Origin of the sequence: Mycobacterium sp. (genome assembly GCF_047975165.1) — a bacterium.
GTDB lineage: Bacteria > Actinomycetota > Actinomycetes > Mycobacteriales > Mycobacteriaceae > Mycobacterium.
Window position 1 is genome coordinate 1 of record NZ_JBKECZ010000040.1, and the last position, 15956, is coordinate 15956.

Genomic DNA, 15956 nt, shown 5'->3' on the forward strand with positions numbered 1-15956 from the left:
CCGCACCCCCGCACCCCCGCACCACTCGTCCGCATCCCCGCACCGCCGCGCCACCCGCCCGCCACCCGTCCGCGCCGGTCCGCGCCGCGCCACCCGTCCGCATCCCCATCCCCGTCCCCGCGCCGAGCGTGCAACTACTGCGGAAATTGGCCCGTTCTTCCGCAGCAGCTGCACGCTCGGCGGCTAGGGCCCCTGATGGGTGGGGGGCGGGGTGCGTTGATCACCCGGTACGGCAGCGGATCGGCTAGGGCCCTTGATGTGGGCGGGGGTATTCATCAAGGGGCAGGGTGAAGCGACGGCCGCAACCATTCCAGGATTTCCCGGCGATCCGGGGTCGACCGACGCTCGAACACCTCGCCGGCCTCGCCGTCAAACCTGCATCCCGCACCAGATCGCTTGTACATCCAACCCGGCACTCGTACGGCGATCCTTCACCGGGGTCGCCTACATCGGGTGGCTCTACCGGCCGGGACCTATGTCCTGTCGGCAACCCACGATCACATGCGGTGCGGCCCCAGGCCCCAGGCCCCAGGCCCCAGGCCCCAGGCCCCAGGCCCCAGGCCCCGGCCTCCCCATCCCGGCTAGGGCACCACCGTCGAGCCGATGGTCGGCATGAACTGGCACTGCCGGTCTTTGGTGGTGACCTGCCCGAAGATCGTCGACATGATGCTGCCCGAACCGGTGTCGACGACGGCGGTCAGCGTCGTGGGACCGTCGGCGTTGATGTCGGAGCGTGGCTTGAGCGTGGTGGTTCCCGACTTGCCGGTGGTCAGGTTGACCCAGGTGACGTTCAACGGCAGGCGCTGTACTTCGGCCGGCCCGGGTGTGCCGACCGCGGTGAAGACGTACGCGGTCTGGCCCGGTCCGGGGCCGGGAGTCGGAATGACGGCCGGCCCCGCGACCGACAGCGCGGTGGCGAAGGCGTCGGTGCCGTTGCCGAGACAATTGGTGCCGATCGAGGGGTACATGAAGTCCTGCGTGGGCGGGGTGTCCGGGCCGACTCCGGGGGCCGCGGCTGGAGCCGGAGCGGCAGCGGGGGCCGGGTCGGCTGCCGGAGCCGGGGCGGGAGAGGCGGCCGCCGCGGGCTCTACCCTGGGGGTCGCGACGGACTCGGGTGCTTCCGGAGCGGGCCCCGGCTGCGGGGCCGCCTGCGCTGCCAGGTGGGGTGTCGCCGGTGCGGCCATCGGCGCCGGACCCGCGGCGTGACCGGGATCGACGCCGGCTGGCAGGTGCGCCAGGGTTCCGGGTTCGGCGCCGACGGCGGGGACGTGCAGGACGGGGCCGGCCGCCGCCGGGTCCTCGACGAACTGGTTGACCGACGACGCGACGTTCTTGGCCTCCGCGGGCGCCGAGGGGCTCTGGGCGAATGCCTTGGCGGCGGCCATCAGCAACTCGGCGGCCTGGGCGGGATTGCCCGCTGCCTGCTGCACGATGGGACTCAACTGGGTCAATGCGGGCAGCCCGGGTAGCTGTTGGGCCGGGTTCGGCGGTGCCGGCGCCGGTGTCGGGTCGGCCGCCGCGCTCGGGCAAATGATGAGCGCGGCAGCCGACGCGGTGACGACTGCGGCCAGACCTTTGGACAAATTCCAAGTGGTTGCCACGGGGTATCTCCAGGCTTCTAGTGGTGGGTCAGTCGTCTAGTGGTGGGTCAGCCGGCTTCCCGCAGGGCTCAGGGCAGCGCTCCGAGCAGCGTCTGGGGCCCTGCTCCGGGAACCCCGATTCCCGGGATGCCCGATGTCAGCGCCGGCAGTGCAGCTTGGGCGAGGCCGGGAATCGCCGTGGCCAGGCCAGGTAGCACCGACGCCGGAGTCGCGGCGGTCGCGGGCGCGCCGAAACCCGGGAGTTGCGTGCCCAGGCCGGGAACCGACGGTACCGATGCCGGAGTGGCGGGAGCGAGCGGCGAGTTCACACCCGGGATTGCCGGAACGCCGGCCGGTGTCGTTGCGGCTGCGGGTGGGGAGGCGATGCCCGGGATCGGAGCGTTGACCCCGGGAAGCGTCGGCATCGTCGCGGGCGCGTAGGAAGTCCCGGCCGGTGCGCCGGCGGTGGGGGTCAACCCCGGAGTGGCGGCGGTGGCCGGCGCACTGAGTATCCCGTTGAGCGGTGGTGTGCTGCCCAGCGCGGTGGCCAGGTTCTGCAGAATCTGCGGGGCATTGGCGGCCGACGCGATCAGCTGTTGAGGAATATCGGGTTGTACCGGCGCTGGTACGGGGTCGGCGTGGGCGATACCGCCGGCCAGTAGCGCGGCCGAGGAGCCGACCAGAATCGCGGTGGCTCGGACGAAGGTCCAGATGGTTGGCATGACTCTCCCTGGTTGTCGATTGCAGGCCTCGGAAGGACCTGACCAGAAGCTAACGCCGTGGTGCAGAAGTGGCTGATGTGACACATGTGGCGTTTATTCGATCGTTATCGATACGAGCGCCGGCGGTGACCGGCGGGGGGCGCAGTCGGCAGGGGCTAGAGTCGGAGCCATCGAGATCCGCCCAGGAGTGCCCGCGGCGCCCACCGCCGCCTCCCCAGCCTCGCCCGCCGCCGCCGTCACCCCGGCTTCGCGGTGGGCAATACCGGCGGCCAATTGGGCGCCGCTACTACTGGTCCTGAGCATCGCGGCACGCTTGAGCTGGACCTACCTGGTGCCGCACGGCGCGAACTTCGTGGATCTGCACGTCTACGTGGGTGGAGCTGCCGCGCTCGATCACCCCGGCACCCTGTACAGCTTCGTCTACGCCGACCAGACGCCGGACTTCCCGCTGCCGTTCACCTATCCGCCGTTTGCCGCATTGGTGTTCTACCCGCTGCACCTGCTGCCTTTCGGGATGGTGGCCCTGCTGTGGCAGCTCGCGATCATCGCCGCGCTGTACGCGGTGGTACGGGTGAGCCAGTACCTGCTCGGAGTGTCGACAGGTGGCCGGCGCACGGCGATGCTGTGGACCGCGGTGGCAATCTGGATCGAACCGCTGCGCAGCAACTTCGACTACGGGCAGATCAACGTGTTCCTGACGCTGGCGGTGCTGTGGGCGGTGTACAGCAGGCGATGGTGGGTGTCGGGGTTGCTGATCGGCCTCGCGACCGGGATCAAGCTGACTCCTGCGGCCGCGGGTCTGTACCTGCTCGGCGCGCGGCGTTGGGCGGCGGCGCTGTTCTCGACGGTGGTGTTCGCGGCCACCGTCGGAATATCCCTGGTGGTCATCGGCGATCAGGCCAGGTATTACTTCACCGACTTGTTGGGGGACGCGCGGCGGGTCGGCCCGATCGCCACGTCGTTCAACCAATCCTGGCGTGGCGCCATCTCCCGTATCCTCGGATACGACGTCGGCTACGGCCCGCTGGTGCTGGCCGCGGTCGGGGTCACTGCGGCGCTGGCTCTGCTGGCCTGGCGCGCGCTGGACGCGTCCGACCGGCTGGGCAGGCTGCTGGTGGTGGAGCTGTTCGGCCTGCTGGCCTCGCCGATCTCGTGGACCCACCACTGGGTGTGGCTGGTCCCGCTGATGATCTGGCTGATCCACGGGCCACTGCGAACCCGGAGCGGCGCGAAAATCCTTGGCTGGGGCTGGCTGGGACTCACCCTCGTCGGCGTGCCGTGGTTGCTCAGCTTCGGGCAGCCCACCATCTGGGCAATCGGCAGGCCCTGGTACCTCGCCTGGGCAGGGCTGGTCTATTCGGTCGCCACGGTGGCGACGCTGAGCTGGATCGCCTGCACGCGCCGAACCGCGGCGCAGCCGCGCTCGCAGCGGTCGATTGCGGTCGACTCCTAGCCGAGGATTCCGTCGATATCGCGCGCCATGTCGAGGTCGCGTTGGGTGATGCCACCCTGGGAATGGGTGACCAGTGAAAAGGTCACGGTGCGCCAGCGGATATCGATGTCGGGGTGATGGTCCTGGGATTCCGCGTGCTCGGCCACCCGCCGTACGGCCTCGATACCGTCAGGAAAGGCCGGGAACTCGACGCGGCGGCACAGCCGACCGTCCGCGCGTTCCCATCCGTCGAGCCCGGGCAGTGCGGCATCGACTTGCTCATCGGTTAACACAGCCATCCTCCGACGGTATACCGTCACTGCCCATGTCCCACCGGATCGTCGTCGCCGGCGCCGTCATCCGCGGGTCATCAGTGCTTGTGGCACAACGAAATCGACCACCCGAACTTGCGGGGCAATGGGAACTACCTGGTGGGAAGGTCGCCGACGGCGAAACCGAGCCGGCCGCGCTGGCCCGCGAGCTGGCCGAGGAGTTGGGGCTTGACGTGGCCGGTGTGGTGGTGGGCGACCGTCTCGGCGAAGACGTAGCGTTGAACGACACGACGATACTGCGCGCCTACCGCGTGCGCCTGCTGCGGGGGGACCCGCGGCCGTATGACCATCGGGCGTTGCGCTGGATCACCGCGACCGAACTCGACGGGCTCCACTGGGTTGCCGCCGACCGCAATTGGCTGCCCGACCTGGTTCTCGCGTTGGCCTGACTCTCAGCTGTTCTCCAGGTTCGGACGAGTACGGTTGCAGCTGGGCATTGTCAGCTGGGAATTAGCATCGCGCAGTCCGGTTCAGCTCATGGCTGTCACCACCGGGCGAGCCGCTGCGCACGTGACCGATGGAAGGCAGATGGCGATGGCGAACGACAGGGCCGGCCTGTGACCACACCGCACGTGGGGGGATATCTCGAGGAACTGCTCGAGCGCAGCGGGCGCTACTTCACCCCCGGTGAGTTCTCGGCGGACATGCGCACCGTAACCCGGCGCGGCGGCCGGGAAGGCGACGTGTTCTACCGCGATCGGTGGAGCCACGACAAGGTGGTGCGGTCCACCCACGGGGTCAATTGCACCGGGTCGTGTTCGTGGAAGATCTACGTCAAAGACGGGATCATCACCTGGGAGACCCAGCAGACCGACTACCCGTCGGTGGGCCCCGACCGCCCGGAGTACGAGCCGCGCGGGTGTCCCAGGGGAGCCTCTTGTTCCTGGTACAGCTACGCACCCACCCGGGTGCGCTACCCGTATGCGCGCGGGGTGCTGGTTGAGATGTTCCGCGAAGCCAAGGCCCGGCTCGGCGACCCGGTGCTGGCATGGGCGGACATCCAGGCCGATCCCCAGCGTCGCCGTCGCTACCAGCAGGCCCGTGGCAACGGCGGACTGGTGCGGGTGAGCTGGGCCGAGGCGACTGAAATGATCGCCGCCGCCCACGTGTACACCATCAAGACCTACGGTCCGGACCGGATCGCCGGCTTCACGCCGATCCCAGCGATGTCGATGGTCAGCTACGCCGCCGGATCCCGGTTCGTTTCGCTGCTCGGTGGCGTGATGACGTCCTTCTACGATTGGTACGCCGACCTTCCGGTGGCCTCGCCGCAAATGTTCGGTGACCAGACCGACGTGCCCGAGTCGGGTGACTGGTGGGACGCCTCGTATCTGGTCATGTGGGGCTCTAACGTTCCGATCACCCGGACGCCCGACGCGCACTGGATGACCGAAGTGCGTTACCGCGGCACCAAAGTCGTCACCGTGAGTCCGGATTACGCGGACAACACCAAATTCGCCGACGAATGGATGCGGTGTGCCGCCGGTACCGACGCCGCGCTGGCAATGGCCATGGGCCACGTCATCATGTCGGAATGCTATGTGAAGCGCCAGGTTCCGTTCTTCGTCGACTACGTCCGCCGCTACACCGACCTGCCGTTTCTGATCAAGCTGGAGCGGCGTGGAGAAGGCCTGGTTCCGGCAAAGTTCCTGACTGCGGCGGACATCGGTCACGAGGTCGAGAATGCCGCGTTCAAACCGGTGTTCCTCGACGAGGCCACCGACGCCCTCGCGGTACCGAATGGTTCGCTGGGGTTCCGGTTCGGCGAGGCCGGTCTGGGCAAGTGGAACCTCGATCTGGGCACGCTGGTGCCCGCGCTCAGTGTCCTGCGCGCAGAAGGTGATACGGCCCTGGTCGACCTGCCCAGCTTCGACACCATTGACGGCCACGGCGAGATCGCCACCCGGGGGGTGCCGGTGCGCCGGGTGGGGACGCACCTGGTGTGCACGGTGTTCGACCTGATGCTGGCCCACTACGCGGTGCGGCGCGACGGGCTGCCCGGCCAATGGCCCAGCGGCTACGACGACCCGACCGTGGCGAACACCCCGGCATGGCAGGAGCGGATCACCGGGGTGCCGGCTGCCCAGGCGACCCGGGTCGCCAGGGAATTCGCCCGCAACGCCGAGGAATCCGGTGGACGATCGATGGTCATCATGGGCGGCGGCATCTGTCATTGGTTCCACAGCGACGTGATGTACCGTTCCGTGCTGGCGCTGCTGGTGCTGACCGGATCGATGGGGCGCAACGGTGGCGGCTGGGCGCACTATGTCGGCCAGGAGAAGGTGCGGCCATTGACCGGGTTCCAGACGATGGCCAACGCCAACGACTGGGTGCGCCCACCGCGCCAGGTTCCCGGCGCCTCGTACTGGTACGCCCACACCGATCAATGGCGTTACGACGCCCACGGTGCGGAAAAGCTGGCCAGCCCGTTGGGGCGCGGCCAATTCGACGGCAAGCACACGATGGACCTGCTGGCTTCGGCGACCGCGATGGGGTGGAGTCCGTTCTATCCCCAATTCGACCGGTCGAGTCTGGACCTCGCCGATGAGGCGCAGGCCGCGGGCGAAGATGTCGGCGACTACGTGGCGGCGCAACTCGGGCAGCGAAAACTGAAACTGTCGGTCACCGACCCCGACAACCCGGCCAACTGGCCGCGGGTGCTTAGCGTATGGCGGGCCAATCTGATCGGCTCCTCGGGCAAGGGCGGCGAATACTTCCTGCGGCATCTGCTGGGCACCGATGCCAACATTCAGGTCGAACCCCCGGCCGACGGTGTGCATCCCCGGAATGTTGTCTGGGACACCGATATTCCCGAAGGCAAGCTCGACCTGATGATGTCGATCGACTTCCGGATGACCTCGACGACGCTGGTTTCCGACGTTGTGTTGCCCGCCGCTACCTGGTACGAGAAGCATGACCTCTCCAGTACCGACATGCACCCCTATGTGCATTCCTTCAGCCCCGCGATCGACCCGCCGTGGGAAACCCGTTCGGACTTCGACGCATTCGGCGCCATTGCCCGCACGTTCAGCGCAATGGCCAAGGAACACCTCGGCACCCGCAACGACGTGGTGCTGACTGCCCTGCAGCACGACACACCGGACGCGATGGCATATCCCGATGGTGCCGAACATGATTGGCTGCGCGATCCGAACCGGTCCGGTGACACACCGGTACCCGGAAGCACCATGGGCAAGCTCACGGTGGTTCAGCGCGACTATGCGGCCATCTATGACAAGTGGGTGACGCTGGGGCCGCTGGTCGACACGCTGGGCATGACCATCAAGGGAGTGACCCTGCACCCGGACCGCGAGGTCGGTGAGCTGGGAGCGAAGTTCGGGGTGATGAATTCCGGTGCCGCGGCGGGCCGTCCGGCCATCACGACGGCCGCGCGGATGGCCGACGTGATGCTCACGCTGTCGGGAACCTGCAACGGACGGCTTGCCGTGGAGGGATTTCACGAGCTGGAGGCGCGTACCGGCCAACGGCTGGCACACCTTGCCGAGGGCAGCGAGGAAAGGCGGATCACCTTCGCCGATACCCAGGCGCGTCCGGTCCCGGTGATCACCAGCCCGGAGTGGTCGGGCAGCGAAAGCGGCGGCCGTCGCTATGCGCCGTTCACTATCAACATCGAGCACCTCAAGCCGTTCCATACGCTGACCGGGCGGATGCACTTCTATCTCGCGCACGACTGGGTGGAGGAACTCGGCGAGCAGCTGCCGGTATATCGGCCTCCGCTGGACATGGCGCGACTGTTCGGCCAGCCGGACCTCGGCCCCACCGATGACGGAATCGGGCTGACCGTACGGTATTTGACACCGCACTCCAAGTGGTCGTTCCACTCCACCTATCAGGACAACCTCTACATGCTGTCATTGTCGCGGGGCGGTCCGACCATGTGGATGAGTCCGGGCGATGCAGCGAAAATCGAAGTGCGGGATAATGATTGGGTTGAAGCAGTGAACACCAACGGCATCTATGTATGCCGGGCCATCGTCAGCCACCGGATACCCGACGGTGTGGTGTTCGTCTACCACGTGCAGGAGCGCACCGTCGACACCCCGCGTACACAGACCAACGGCAAACGCGGCGGCAATCACAACGCGCTGACCAGAGTGCGCATGAAGCCCAGCCACCTCGCGGGCGGCTACGGGCAGCACGCATTCTCTTTCAACTACCTCGGCCCCACCGGAAACCAGCGCGATGAGGTGACCGTGGTACGCCGCCGCAGCCAGGAGGTGAAGTACTGATCATGAAGGTCATGGCACAGATGGCGATGGTGATGAACCTCGACAAATGTATTGGTTGCCATACCTGTTCGGTGACCTGCAAACAGGCGTGGACCAACCGAGCAGGGACCGAGTATGTCTGGTTCAACAACGTCGAAACGCGCCCGGGAGTGGGATATCCCCGCGGCTACGAGAATCAGGGCCGGTGGCGCGGCGGGTGGGTGCGCGACAAGAAGGGCCGGCTGCGGTTGCGCGACGGCGGACGGATCGAAAAGTTGCTGCGGATTTTCGCCAATCCTCGGATGCCGACTATGGACGACTACTACGAGCCGTGGACCTACGACTACGAAAATCTGACGTCGGCCCCGGCGGGCGACACCTTCCCCACGGCGGCACCGCGAAGCCAGATCAGCGGCGAGCCCATGAAAATCTCCTGGGGATCCAATTGGGACGACAACCTTTCCGGATCCCCCGAGATCGTGCCGCAGGACCCGATCCTGCAAAAGGTGGGTCAGCAGGTCAAACTTCAGCTCGAAGAAACCTTCATGTTCTACCTGCCGCGGATCTGCGAGCACTGCCTGAATCCCGCGTGCGTGGCCTCCTGCCCATCGGGGGCAATGTACAAGCGCACCGAGGACGGCATTGTGCTGGTCGACCAGGACCGCTGCCGCGGCTGGCGGATGTGTGTGTCGGGGTGCCCCTACAAAAAGGTGTATTTCAACCACAAGACGGGCAAGGCCGAGAAGTGCACGCTGTGCTACCCGCGTATCGAGGTCGGGCTGCCGACGGTGTGTTCGGAAACCTGCGTGGGACGGCTGCGCTATCTCGGACTGGTGCTCTTCGACGTCGACCGGGTGCTGGAGGCGGCGACGGTGGAGAACGACACCGACCTCTACGAAGCCCAGCGCCGGATTCTGCTCGATCCGAATGACCCCGAGGTGATCGCCGGCGCCCGGGCGGAGGGCATTCCCGCGGAGTGGATCGAAGCCGCCCAGCGTTCCCCGGTGTATGCCCTGATCAATACCTACCGGGTAGCCCTGCCGCTGCATCCGGAATACCGGACCATGCCGATGGTCTGGTACATCCCTCCGCTGTCGCCGGTGGTGGATGCGGTCAGCAGGGACGGGCACGACGGGGAGGACCTGGGGAATCTGTTCGGTGCACTGGAGGCGCTGAGAATTCCGATCCAGTACCTGGCCGAGCTGTTCACTGCCGGTGACACCCAAGTCGTCGCCGGCGTGCTGCGCAGGCTTGCGGCGATGCGCTCCTATATGCGCGATATCAACCTGGGCAGGGAAACCCAACCGCACATCCCGGCGGCGGTGGGTATGACCGAAGAGCAGATCTATGCGATGTACCGGCTGCTGGCGATCGCGAAATACGAAGACCGCTACGTGGTTCCCACCGCATATGCGGCCGATCTGCCGGCGGCGGCGATGGCCGAGGAGCTGGGCTGCTCGCTGTCCTTCGACGGCGGGCCGGGCATGTACGAGTCGGGTCCGTTCGGCCACGGCAGCGGTGCGCCGGTGCCGGTGGCGGTGGAGACCTTCCACGCGCTGCAGGAGCGTCTGAAAGGCGAGAGCGGCGGCGGGGGAGGAGGCGGTCGTTCCCGGGTGAATCTGCTCAATTGGGACGGGCACGGCACACCTGACGGGATGTTCCCCGACGAGAACCCGATGCGGCGGTGAAGTTCCGGCCGGGGCTGGCAGAACGTCCACGTTCCAGGGCGATGCAAGACCGCCTGGTGTGGCAGGCTGCGTCGCTGTTGCTGACCTACCCCGATGAGGGCCGTTCGCACAGGCTCGACGCCGTCGGGGAGTTGCTCGGCCATGTCAGCGGGCCGGAGGCCGCCCTGCTGGAAAAGACGCTGGTCGCGTTGCGTTCCCGCGAGCCGCTGGCGGCCGCCGCCGACTACGTCGAGACCTTCGACATGCGTCGCCGGGCGACGATGTATCTGACCTATTGGACCGCCGGGGACACCCGCAACCGCGGGCGGGAGATGCTGGTGTTCGCCACCGCCTACCGTGACGCGGGAGTCGAACCGCCGCGCGACGAGGCGCCCGATCACCTGCCCGTCGTGCTGGAATTCGCCGCCACCGTCAGCCCCGAGGCCGGGCGGAGGCTGCTGGTCGCGCATCGGGTTCCGATCGATGTCGTGTGCGATGTGCTGGCTCGGGCCGAGTCGCCCTATCAGCACGCGGTCGCCGCAGTATGTGAAACTCTGCCGACGGCATCCGAACGGGATCAACGCCGTGTCCAGCACCTGCAGCAGGCCGGACCGCCGACGGAAGCCGTCGGTCTGCAACCGTTCACCCTGACTGTACCGCCCAGGAAGTCCGAAGGGAGTTGACTCGTGGTCCAGATGAAACTGCTTGAAATCTATTGGGACGACGTGCCCTACGTCGTGCTGGCGGTTGTCGGAGTCGGTACCTGGTGGCGCTACCGATACGACAAATTCGGCTGGACCACGCGTTCGTCGCAAATATACGAGTCGCGGCTACTCTCGATCGCCAACCCGCTGTTTCACTTCGGCAGCTTCGCGGTGATCATGGGACATCTGTCCGGCCTGTTGATTCCCGAATCCTTTACTCGGCGAATAGGTTTGACCGATCACCTGTATCACCTTCAGGCATTGATGCTCGGAGCTCCCGCGGGTATCGCCACCGTGCTCGGCATCGGGTTGCTGATGTACCGGCGGCGGTTCAGCGGTCCGGTGCGCCTGGCCACCACCCGCAACGACAAGCTGATGTACGTGGTGCTCGCCTGCGCGCTGGTGGCCGGGTTGAGCTGCACCCTGGCCGGTGCGACGCACTTCGGTGAGCTGCACGACTACCGGCAGAAGGTTGCGGTCTGGTTTCGCTCGATCTGGATCCTCGACCCGCGCGGAGATCTGATGGCGGATGCGGCGTTCTACTACCAGATACATGTGACGATCGCCCTCACGCTGTTCGCCCTGTGGCCGTTCACCCGGCTGGTGCACGCGTTCAGCGCGCCGATCGGCTACCTGTTTCGGCCCTACATCGTCTATCGGAGTCGCGAAGTGGCCGAAGGGCGCGACATGGTGGGTTCTGCCCCGCGCCGCCGCGGCTGGTAGCCGCCGGATTCCGGTCCGCCGCAGCGGTCAGTTCGCTATCTGAGGCCCTGCGCTGCCACAATCACCGTCGTGTCCTTCCGAAACGTCGCCATCGTCGCCCACGTAGACCACGGCAAGACGACGCTGGTCGACGCGATGCTGCGCCAATCCGGCGCCCTGCAGGAGCGAGGCGAAGTGCAGGAACGCGTGATGGACAGCGGTGATCTGGAGCGGGAGAAGGGCATCACCATCCTGGCCAAGAACACCGCCGTTCACCGCCACCACCCGGATGGCAGCGTGACCGTGATCAACGTCATAGACACTCCCGGCCACGCCGACTTCGGCGGCGAGGTGGAGCGTGGGCTCTCGATGGTCGACGGGGTTCTGCTGCTGGTCGACGCATCCGAAGGCCCGCTTCCCCAGACCCGGTTCGTGCTGCGCAAGGCGTTGGCCGCCCACCTGCCGGTGATCCTGGTGGTCAACAAGACCGACCGGCCGGATGCGCGCATCGGCGAGGTGGTGGATGCCAGCCACGACCTGCTGCTCGACGTTGCCACCGACCTCGATGACGAGGCCGCCAAGGCCGCCGAGCACGCGCTTGGCCTGCCGACGCTCTATGCCTCCGGGCGGGCGGGTATCGCCAGCACCACCGCTCCCGACGACGGCCAGAATCCTGACGGCGCCAACCTCGATCCGTTGTTCGACGTGCTGCTGGAACACGTTCCGCCGCCCGATGGCGATCCCGAGGCGCCCTTGCAGGCACTGGTTACCAACCTCGACGCGTCGGCTTTTCTGGGCAGGCTCGCACTGGTCCGCATCTACAACGGCAAACTGCGCAAGGGCCAGCAGGTGGCGTGGATGCGGGAGGTCGACGGACTGCCGGTGGTCACCAGTGCCAAGATCACCGAACTGCTGGCCACCGAAGGGGTCGAGCGCAGCGCCACCGAGGTCGCGGTGGCCGGGGATATCGTGGCGGTGGCGGGAATCCCGGACATCATGATCGGAGACACCCTGGCAGACCCCGACCACGCCCATGCGCTGCCGCGTATCACCGTCGACGAACCGGCGATCTCGGTCACCGTCGGCACCAACACCTCGCCGTTGGCGGGCAAGGTGTCCGGACACAAACTGACCGCGCGGATGGTCCGCAGCCGGCTCGATACCGAGCTCGTCGGCAACGTTTCCATCCGGGTGGTCGACATCGGCCGACCGGATGCCTGGGAGGTGCAGGGCCGCGGCGAGCTGGCCCTGGCAGTGCTGGTCGAGACCATGCGCCGGGAGGGTTTCGAGCTGACCGTCGGCAAGCCGCAGGTGGTGACCAAGACCATCGACGGGAAGCTGCACGAGCCGTTCGAGGCGATGACGATCGATTGTCCCGAAGAATTCGTGGGGGCCGTCACTCAGTTGATGGCCGGCCGCAAGGGCCGGATGGAAGAGCTGAGGAACCATGCCGCCGGCTGGGTCCGGATGGATTTCGTGCTGCCCAGCCGGGGCCTGATCGGCTTTCGCACCGACTTTCTCACCCTCACCCGTGGCACCGGGATCGCCAACGCCGTCTTCGACGGCTACCGGCCCTGGGCCGGCGAGATCCGGGCCCGGCACACCGGCTCGCTGGTGTCCGACCGGACCGGAACGATCACGCCGTTCGCGTTGCTGCAGCTCGCCGATCGCGGCCAATTCTTCGTCGACCCCGGCCAGGACACCTACGCCGGCATGGTTGTGGGGATCAATCCGCGGCCCGAAGACCTTGATATCAACGTCACCCGGGAAAAGAAGCTGACCAACATGCGGTCGTCGACGGCCGATGTCATCGAGACGCTGGCCAAGCCCCTGGAACTCGATCTTGAGCGGGCAATGGAATTCTGCGCCGCGGACGAATGTGTGGAGGTCACACCGGAGGTCGTGCGGGTTCGCAAGGTGGAGCTCGACGCCACCCTGCGGGCGCGCAGCCGGGCGCGCGCCAAGGCCCGGGGCTAGCCTTGGCGGCGCGCTGGGATCGTTGGCCGCACGTGGTCGCGGCTTGCGTCGATACCCTGGGCGGTGTGCTGACTCGGGCCCGGTATGTCCTTGCGGTCGCCGGTGCCCTGGTGGCGACGATTGGGCTGGTGGTGTCGGGATGCACGGTGAACCCGCCGCCGGCGCCGCAGAGCACCGACACGCCGCACCATGCGCCGTCGGCGCCCCCACGGCCCGTCCAGATCATCATGGGCGTCGATTCGATCGGCGCCGGGTTCAACCCGCATCTGCTGTCGGATCTGTCGCCGGTGAGTGCCGCGATCAGCTCGTTGGTGCTGCCCAGTACGTTCCGGCCGGTACCTGACCCGGGTTCGGCGACCGGGTCGAGCTGGGAGATGGATTCGACGCTGCTGCTCTCGGCCGAAGCGGCCGGAGAGAACCCGTTCTCGGTGACATACAAGATCCGCCCGGAGGCGCAGTGGACGGACAACGCCCCGATCGCGGCCGACGACTTCTGGTATCTGTGGCAGCAGATGGTCACCCAGCCGGGCGTCGTCGATCCCGCCGGCTATGACTTGATCAGGTCGGTCCAGTCCCTCGACGGCGGCAAGCAGGTCGTGGTTACGTTCGCCCAGCCCTACCCGGCCTGGCGGGAGTTGTTCAACAATCTGCTCCCGGCGCACATTGTCAAGGACGTACCCGGCGGATTCCTCGCCGGGCTGGCCCGGGCGATGCCGGTGACGGGCGGACAGTTCCGGGTGGAGAACATCGACTCCCAGCGCGACGAAATCCTGATAGCACGCAATGACCGCTACTGGGGGCCACCGGCGAAGCCTGCCTTGATCCAGTTTCGACGAGCGGGAGCACCGGCGGTGCTGGCGGACTCGGTGCGAAACCGCGATACCCAGGTGGCACAGGTGCACGGTGGTTCGACCTCCTTCGCCCAATTGTCGGCGATCCCCGATGTCCGGACAGGCCGGATCGTGACTCCGCGGGTGATGCAGCTGACGCTGCGCGCCAACGAGCCGAAGCTGGCGGATCCCCAGGTGCGCAAGGCCATCCTCGGGTTGCTCGACGTCGGGCTGCTCGCGGCGGTCGGCGCGGGCAGCGACAACACGGTCACGTTGGACCAGTCGCTGATCCGGTCGCCCAGCGATCCCGGGTATGTGCCGACCGCACCGCCGGCGATGACCAGGACGGCGGCGCTGGGACTGCTGGAAGCCGCCGGATTCCAGATCGAGAGCGGCACTTCCGTCTTCCTGGAACCGCCGGGACCGGGCCCGGCCCGTGCCCCGGGGACGAACGGACGGCCCGAAATCATCCGCGGGCAGATCACCAAGGACGGGATGCCGTTGTCACTGGTCATCGGGGTGGCTGCCAACGACCCGATTTCGGTGGCGGTGGCCAACACCGCTGCCGACCAGCTGCGCGACGTCGGCATAGCCGCCAGGGTGCTCGCGCTGGATCCGATGACGCTGTACCGCGACGCCCTCAGCGGACACCGGGTGGACGCACTGGTCGGGTGGAACCAGGCCGGCGGCAACCTGGCGACGTCGTTGGCCTCCCGGTTCGGCTGCCCCGCGCTGCAGGCAACCGCGGTGCCGCCTGCCGGCGCACCCCCGGCACCGACGTCCAGCCCGGCGGGTTCCGCCGGGGCCGAACCGCCCGGCACCCTGCTGACGATGCCGTCGAACCTCAGCGGGATCTGCGATCCCAGCGTCCAATCCGACATCGATGACGTCCTCAACGGGACGAAGACCATCGACGACGTGATCGCCGCGGTGGAACCTCGACTGTGGAACATGTCGACGGTCCTGCCCATCCTGCAGGACACCACTATCGTGGTGGCGGGGCCGAGCGTGCAGAACGTCAGCCTTGCCGGCGCGGTTCCCGTCGGGATTGTCGGGGATGCCGGCCAGTGGGTGAAGATCGGGCCGTGAAGGTCCGCCGCCCGGCCCGGATCGCCGCGTTCCCCGTTATCTCCGGGGCGGGATTATGGTGTCCACCACAAGCGCCAGTTCTCGGCGGGTGGGCGGAGTCCCGGTGAGCATGAAGTGCTGGTTGATCAGCGCCGACCCGATACGCGCCGTCAGCGGTGTCAGGTGAGCCGGGTCGATATCGCCTTGGCCGGCAGCGGTTTTCAAGATCGAGTCGACGATCGCCACCCGTGGTAGCACCACGTCGGCGAAGATGGCACGCAACTCGGGCTCGTGTATCAGCTGGCTCATGATCTTCAGCCCCGGAAAGTCGGTTTTCCCGGCCAATACGTCTCGATGCGCGGTCAGCACCGTCATCAGATTGTCCCGCGGGGAATGCCCGGCGGCTGGCTCCGGCAGCGGTGGAACGCTGTGCATCAGCGCTGCCTGCACCAGGTCGCGCTTGGAAGCCCAGCGTCGGTACAACGCCGCCTTGCCGGTATGGGCACGCGCCGCAATGCCTTCCATTGTCAGGCCGCCATACCCGGCTGCTGCCAGTTCGGCGAGCGTCGCCCTGTACAGCGCCTGTTCCAGCTCGTCTCCGCGACGACGTCGCCGTGCCGGACCCCGTGCCGGACCCGGCGTGGGGCTTGAGGTCGCGCCTGTGACCTGCGGCATCGCCCCATAGTAGCGCCAGATAGTAGTCGTTGTCGTTC

The 15956-nt window shown here is 67.2% G+C and carries 12 protein-coding genes; 8 read left to right on the forward strand and 4 right to left on the reverse strand.

Annotated features, from left to right (window positions below):
- Positions 1–581: 581 nt before the first annotated feature.
- Positions 582–1601: a hypothetical protein gene (locus tag ACK5M9_RS03895; RefSeq protein WP_416891887.1), complete on the reverse strand. Its 1020-nt coding sequence runs from the start codon at positions 1599–1601 to the stop codon at positions 582–584.
- Between the two features lie 68 nt (positions 1602–1669).
- Complete coding sequence (locus tag ACK5M9_RS03900; protein WP_416891888.1) at positions 1670–2302, reverse strand: hypothetical protein; 633 nt, start codon at positions 2300–2302, stop codon at positions 1670–1672.
- Positions 2303–2408: 106 nt separating this feature from the next.
- Between ACK5M9_RS03900 and ACK5M9_RS03905 the strand changes: the two genes are divergently transcribed.
- Positions 2409–3755 carry a mannosyltransferase gene (locus tag ACK5M9_RS03905; protein WP_416891917.1) on the forward strand — a complete coding sequence of 449 codons (1347 nt, stop codon included), beginning with the start codon at positions 2409–2411 and terminating at the stop codon, positions 3753–3755.
- Here the strand turns inward: ACK5M9_RS03905 and ACK5M9_RS03910 are convergent.
- Positions 3752–4033 (reverse strand): 4a-hydroxytetrahydrobiopterin dehydratase, encoded by a 282-nt coding sequence (locus tag ACK5M9_RS03910; protein WP_416891889.1) that lies wholly within the window; start codon positions 4031–4033, stop codon positions 3752–3754. The two genes, ACK5M9_RS03905 and ACK5M9_RS03910, sit on opposite strands and share 4 nt — an antisense overlap.
- Positions 4034–4059: 26 nt before the next feature.
- Here ACK5M9_RS03910 and ACK5M9_RS03915 point away from each other — a divergent pair, with 26 nt between their 5' ends.
- From ACK5M9_RS03915 to ACK5M9_RS03945, 7 genes are all read left to right on the forward strand, one after another.
- Positions 4060–4455, forward strand: a complete 396-nt coding sequence (locus ACK5M9_RS03915; protein WP_416891890.1) for a (deoxy)nucleoside triphosphate pyrophosphohydrolase — start codon at positions 4060–4062, stop codon at positions 4453–4455.
- 168 nt (positions 4456–4623) lie between these two features.
- Positions 4624–8316 (forward strand): nitrate reductase subunit alpha, encoded by a 3693-nt coding sequence (locus ACK5M9_RS03920; RefSeq protein ID WP_416891891.1) that lies wholly within the window; start codon positions 4624–4626, stop codon positions 8314–8316.
- Between the two features lie 2 nt (positions 8317–8318).
- Positions 8319–9983 carry a nitrate reductase subunit beta gene (gene narH / locus ACK5M9_RS03925; protein WP_416891892.1) on the forward strand — a complete coding sequence of 555 codons (1665 nt, stop codon included), beginning with the start codon at positions 8319–8321 and terminating at the stop codon, positions 9981–9983.
- Between the two features lie 41 nt (positions 9984–10024).
- Positions 10025–10645, forward strand: a complete 621-nt coding sequence (gene narJ, locus ACK5M9_RS03930; protein ID WP_416891893.1) for a nitrate reductase molybdenum cofactor assembly chaperone — start codon at positions 10025–10027, stop codon at positions 10643–10645.
- Positions 10646–10657: 12 nt separating this feature from the next.
- Entirely contained in the window at positions 10658–11389 is a 732-nt protein-coding gene (gene narI / locus ACK5M9_RS03935; protein ID WP_416891894.1) for a respiratory nitrate reductase subunit gamma, read from the forward strand.
- A 69-nt stretch (positions 11390–11458) separates the two neighbouring features.
- A complete protein-coding gene (gene typA / locus ACK5M9_RS03940; RefSeq protein WP_416891895.1) occupies positions 11459–13345 on the forward strand; it encodes a translational GTPase TypA in 1887 nt (628 codons plus the stop codon).
- Positions 13346–13410: 65 nt separating this feature from the next.
- Positions 13411–15264 carry an ABC transporter family substrate-binding protein gene (locus tag ACK5M9_RS03945; RefSeq protein ID WP_416891896.1) on the forward strand — a complete coding sequence of 618 codons (1854 nt, stop codon included), beginning with the start codon at positions 13411–13413 and terminating at the stop codon, positions 15262–15264.
- 36 nt (positions 15265–15300) lie between these two features.
- On the opposite strand, the gene ACK5M9_RS03950 is transcribed toward ACK5M9_RS03945, so the two are convergent.
- Complete coding sequence (locus tag ACK5M9_RS03950; protein ID WP_416891897.1) at positions 15301–15918, reverse strand: TetR/AcrR family transcriptional regulator; 618 nt, start codon at positions 15916–15918, stop codon at positions 15301–15303.
- Positions 15919–15956: the final 38 nt, after the last annotated feature.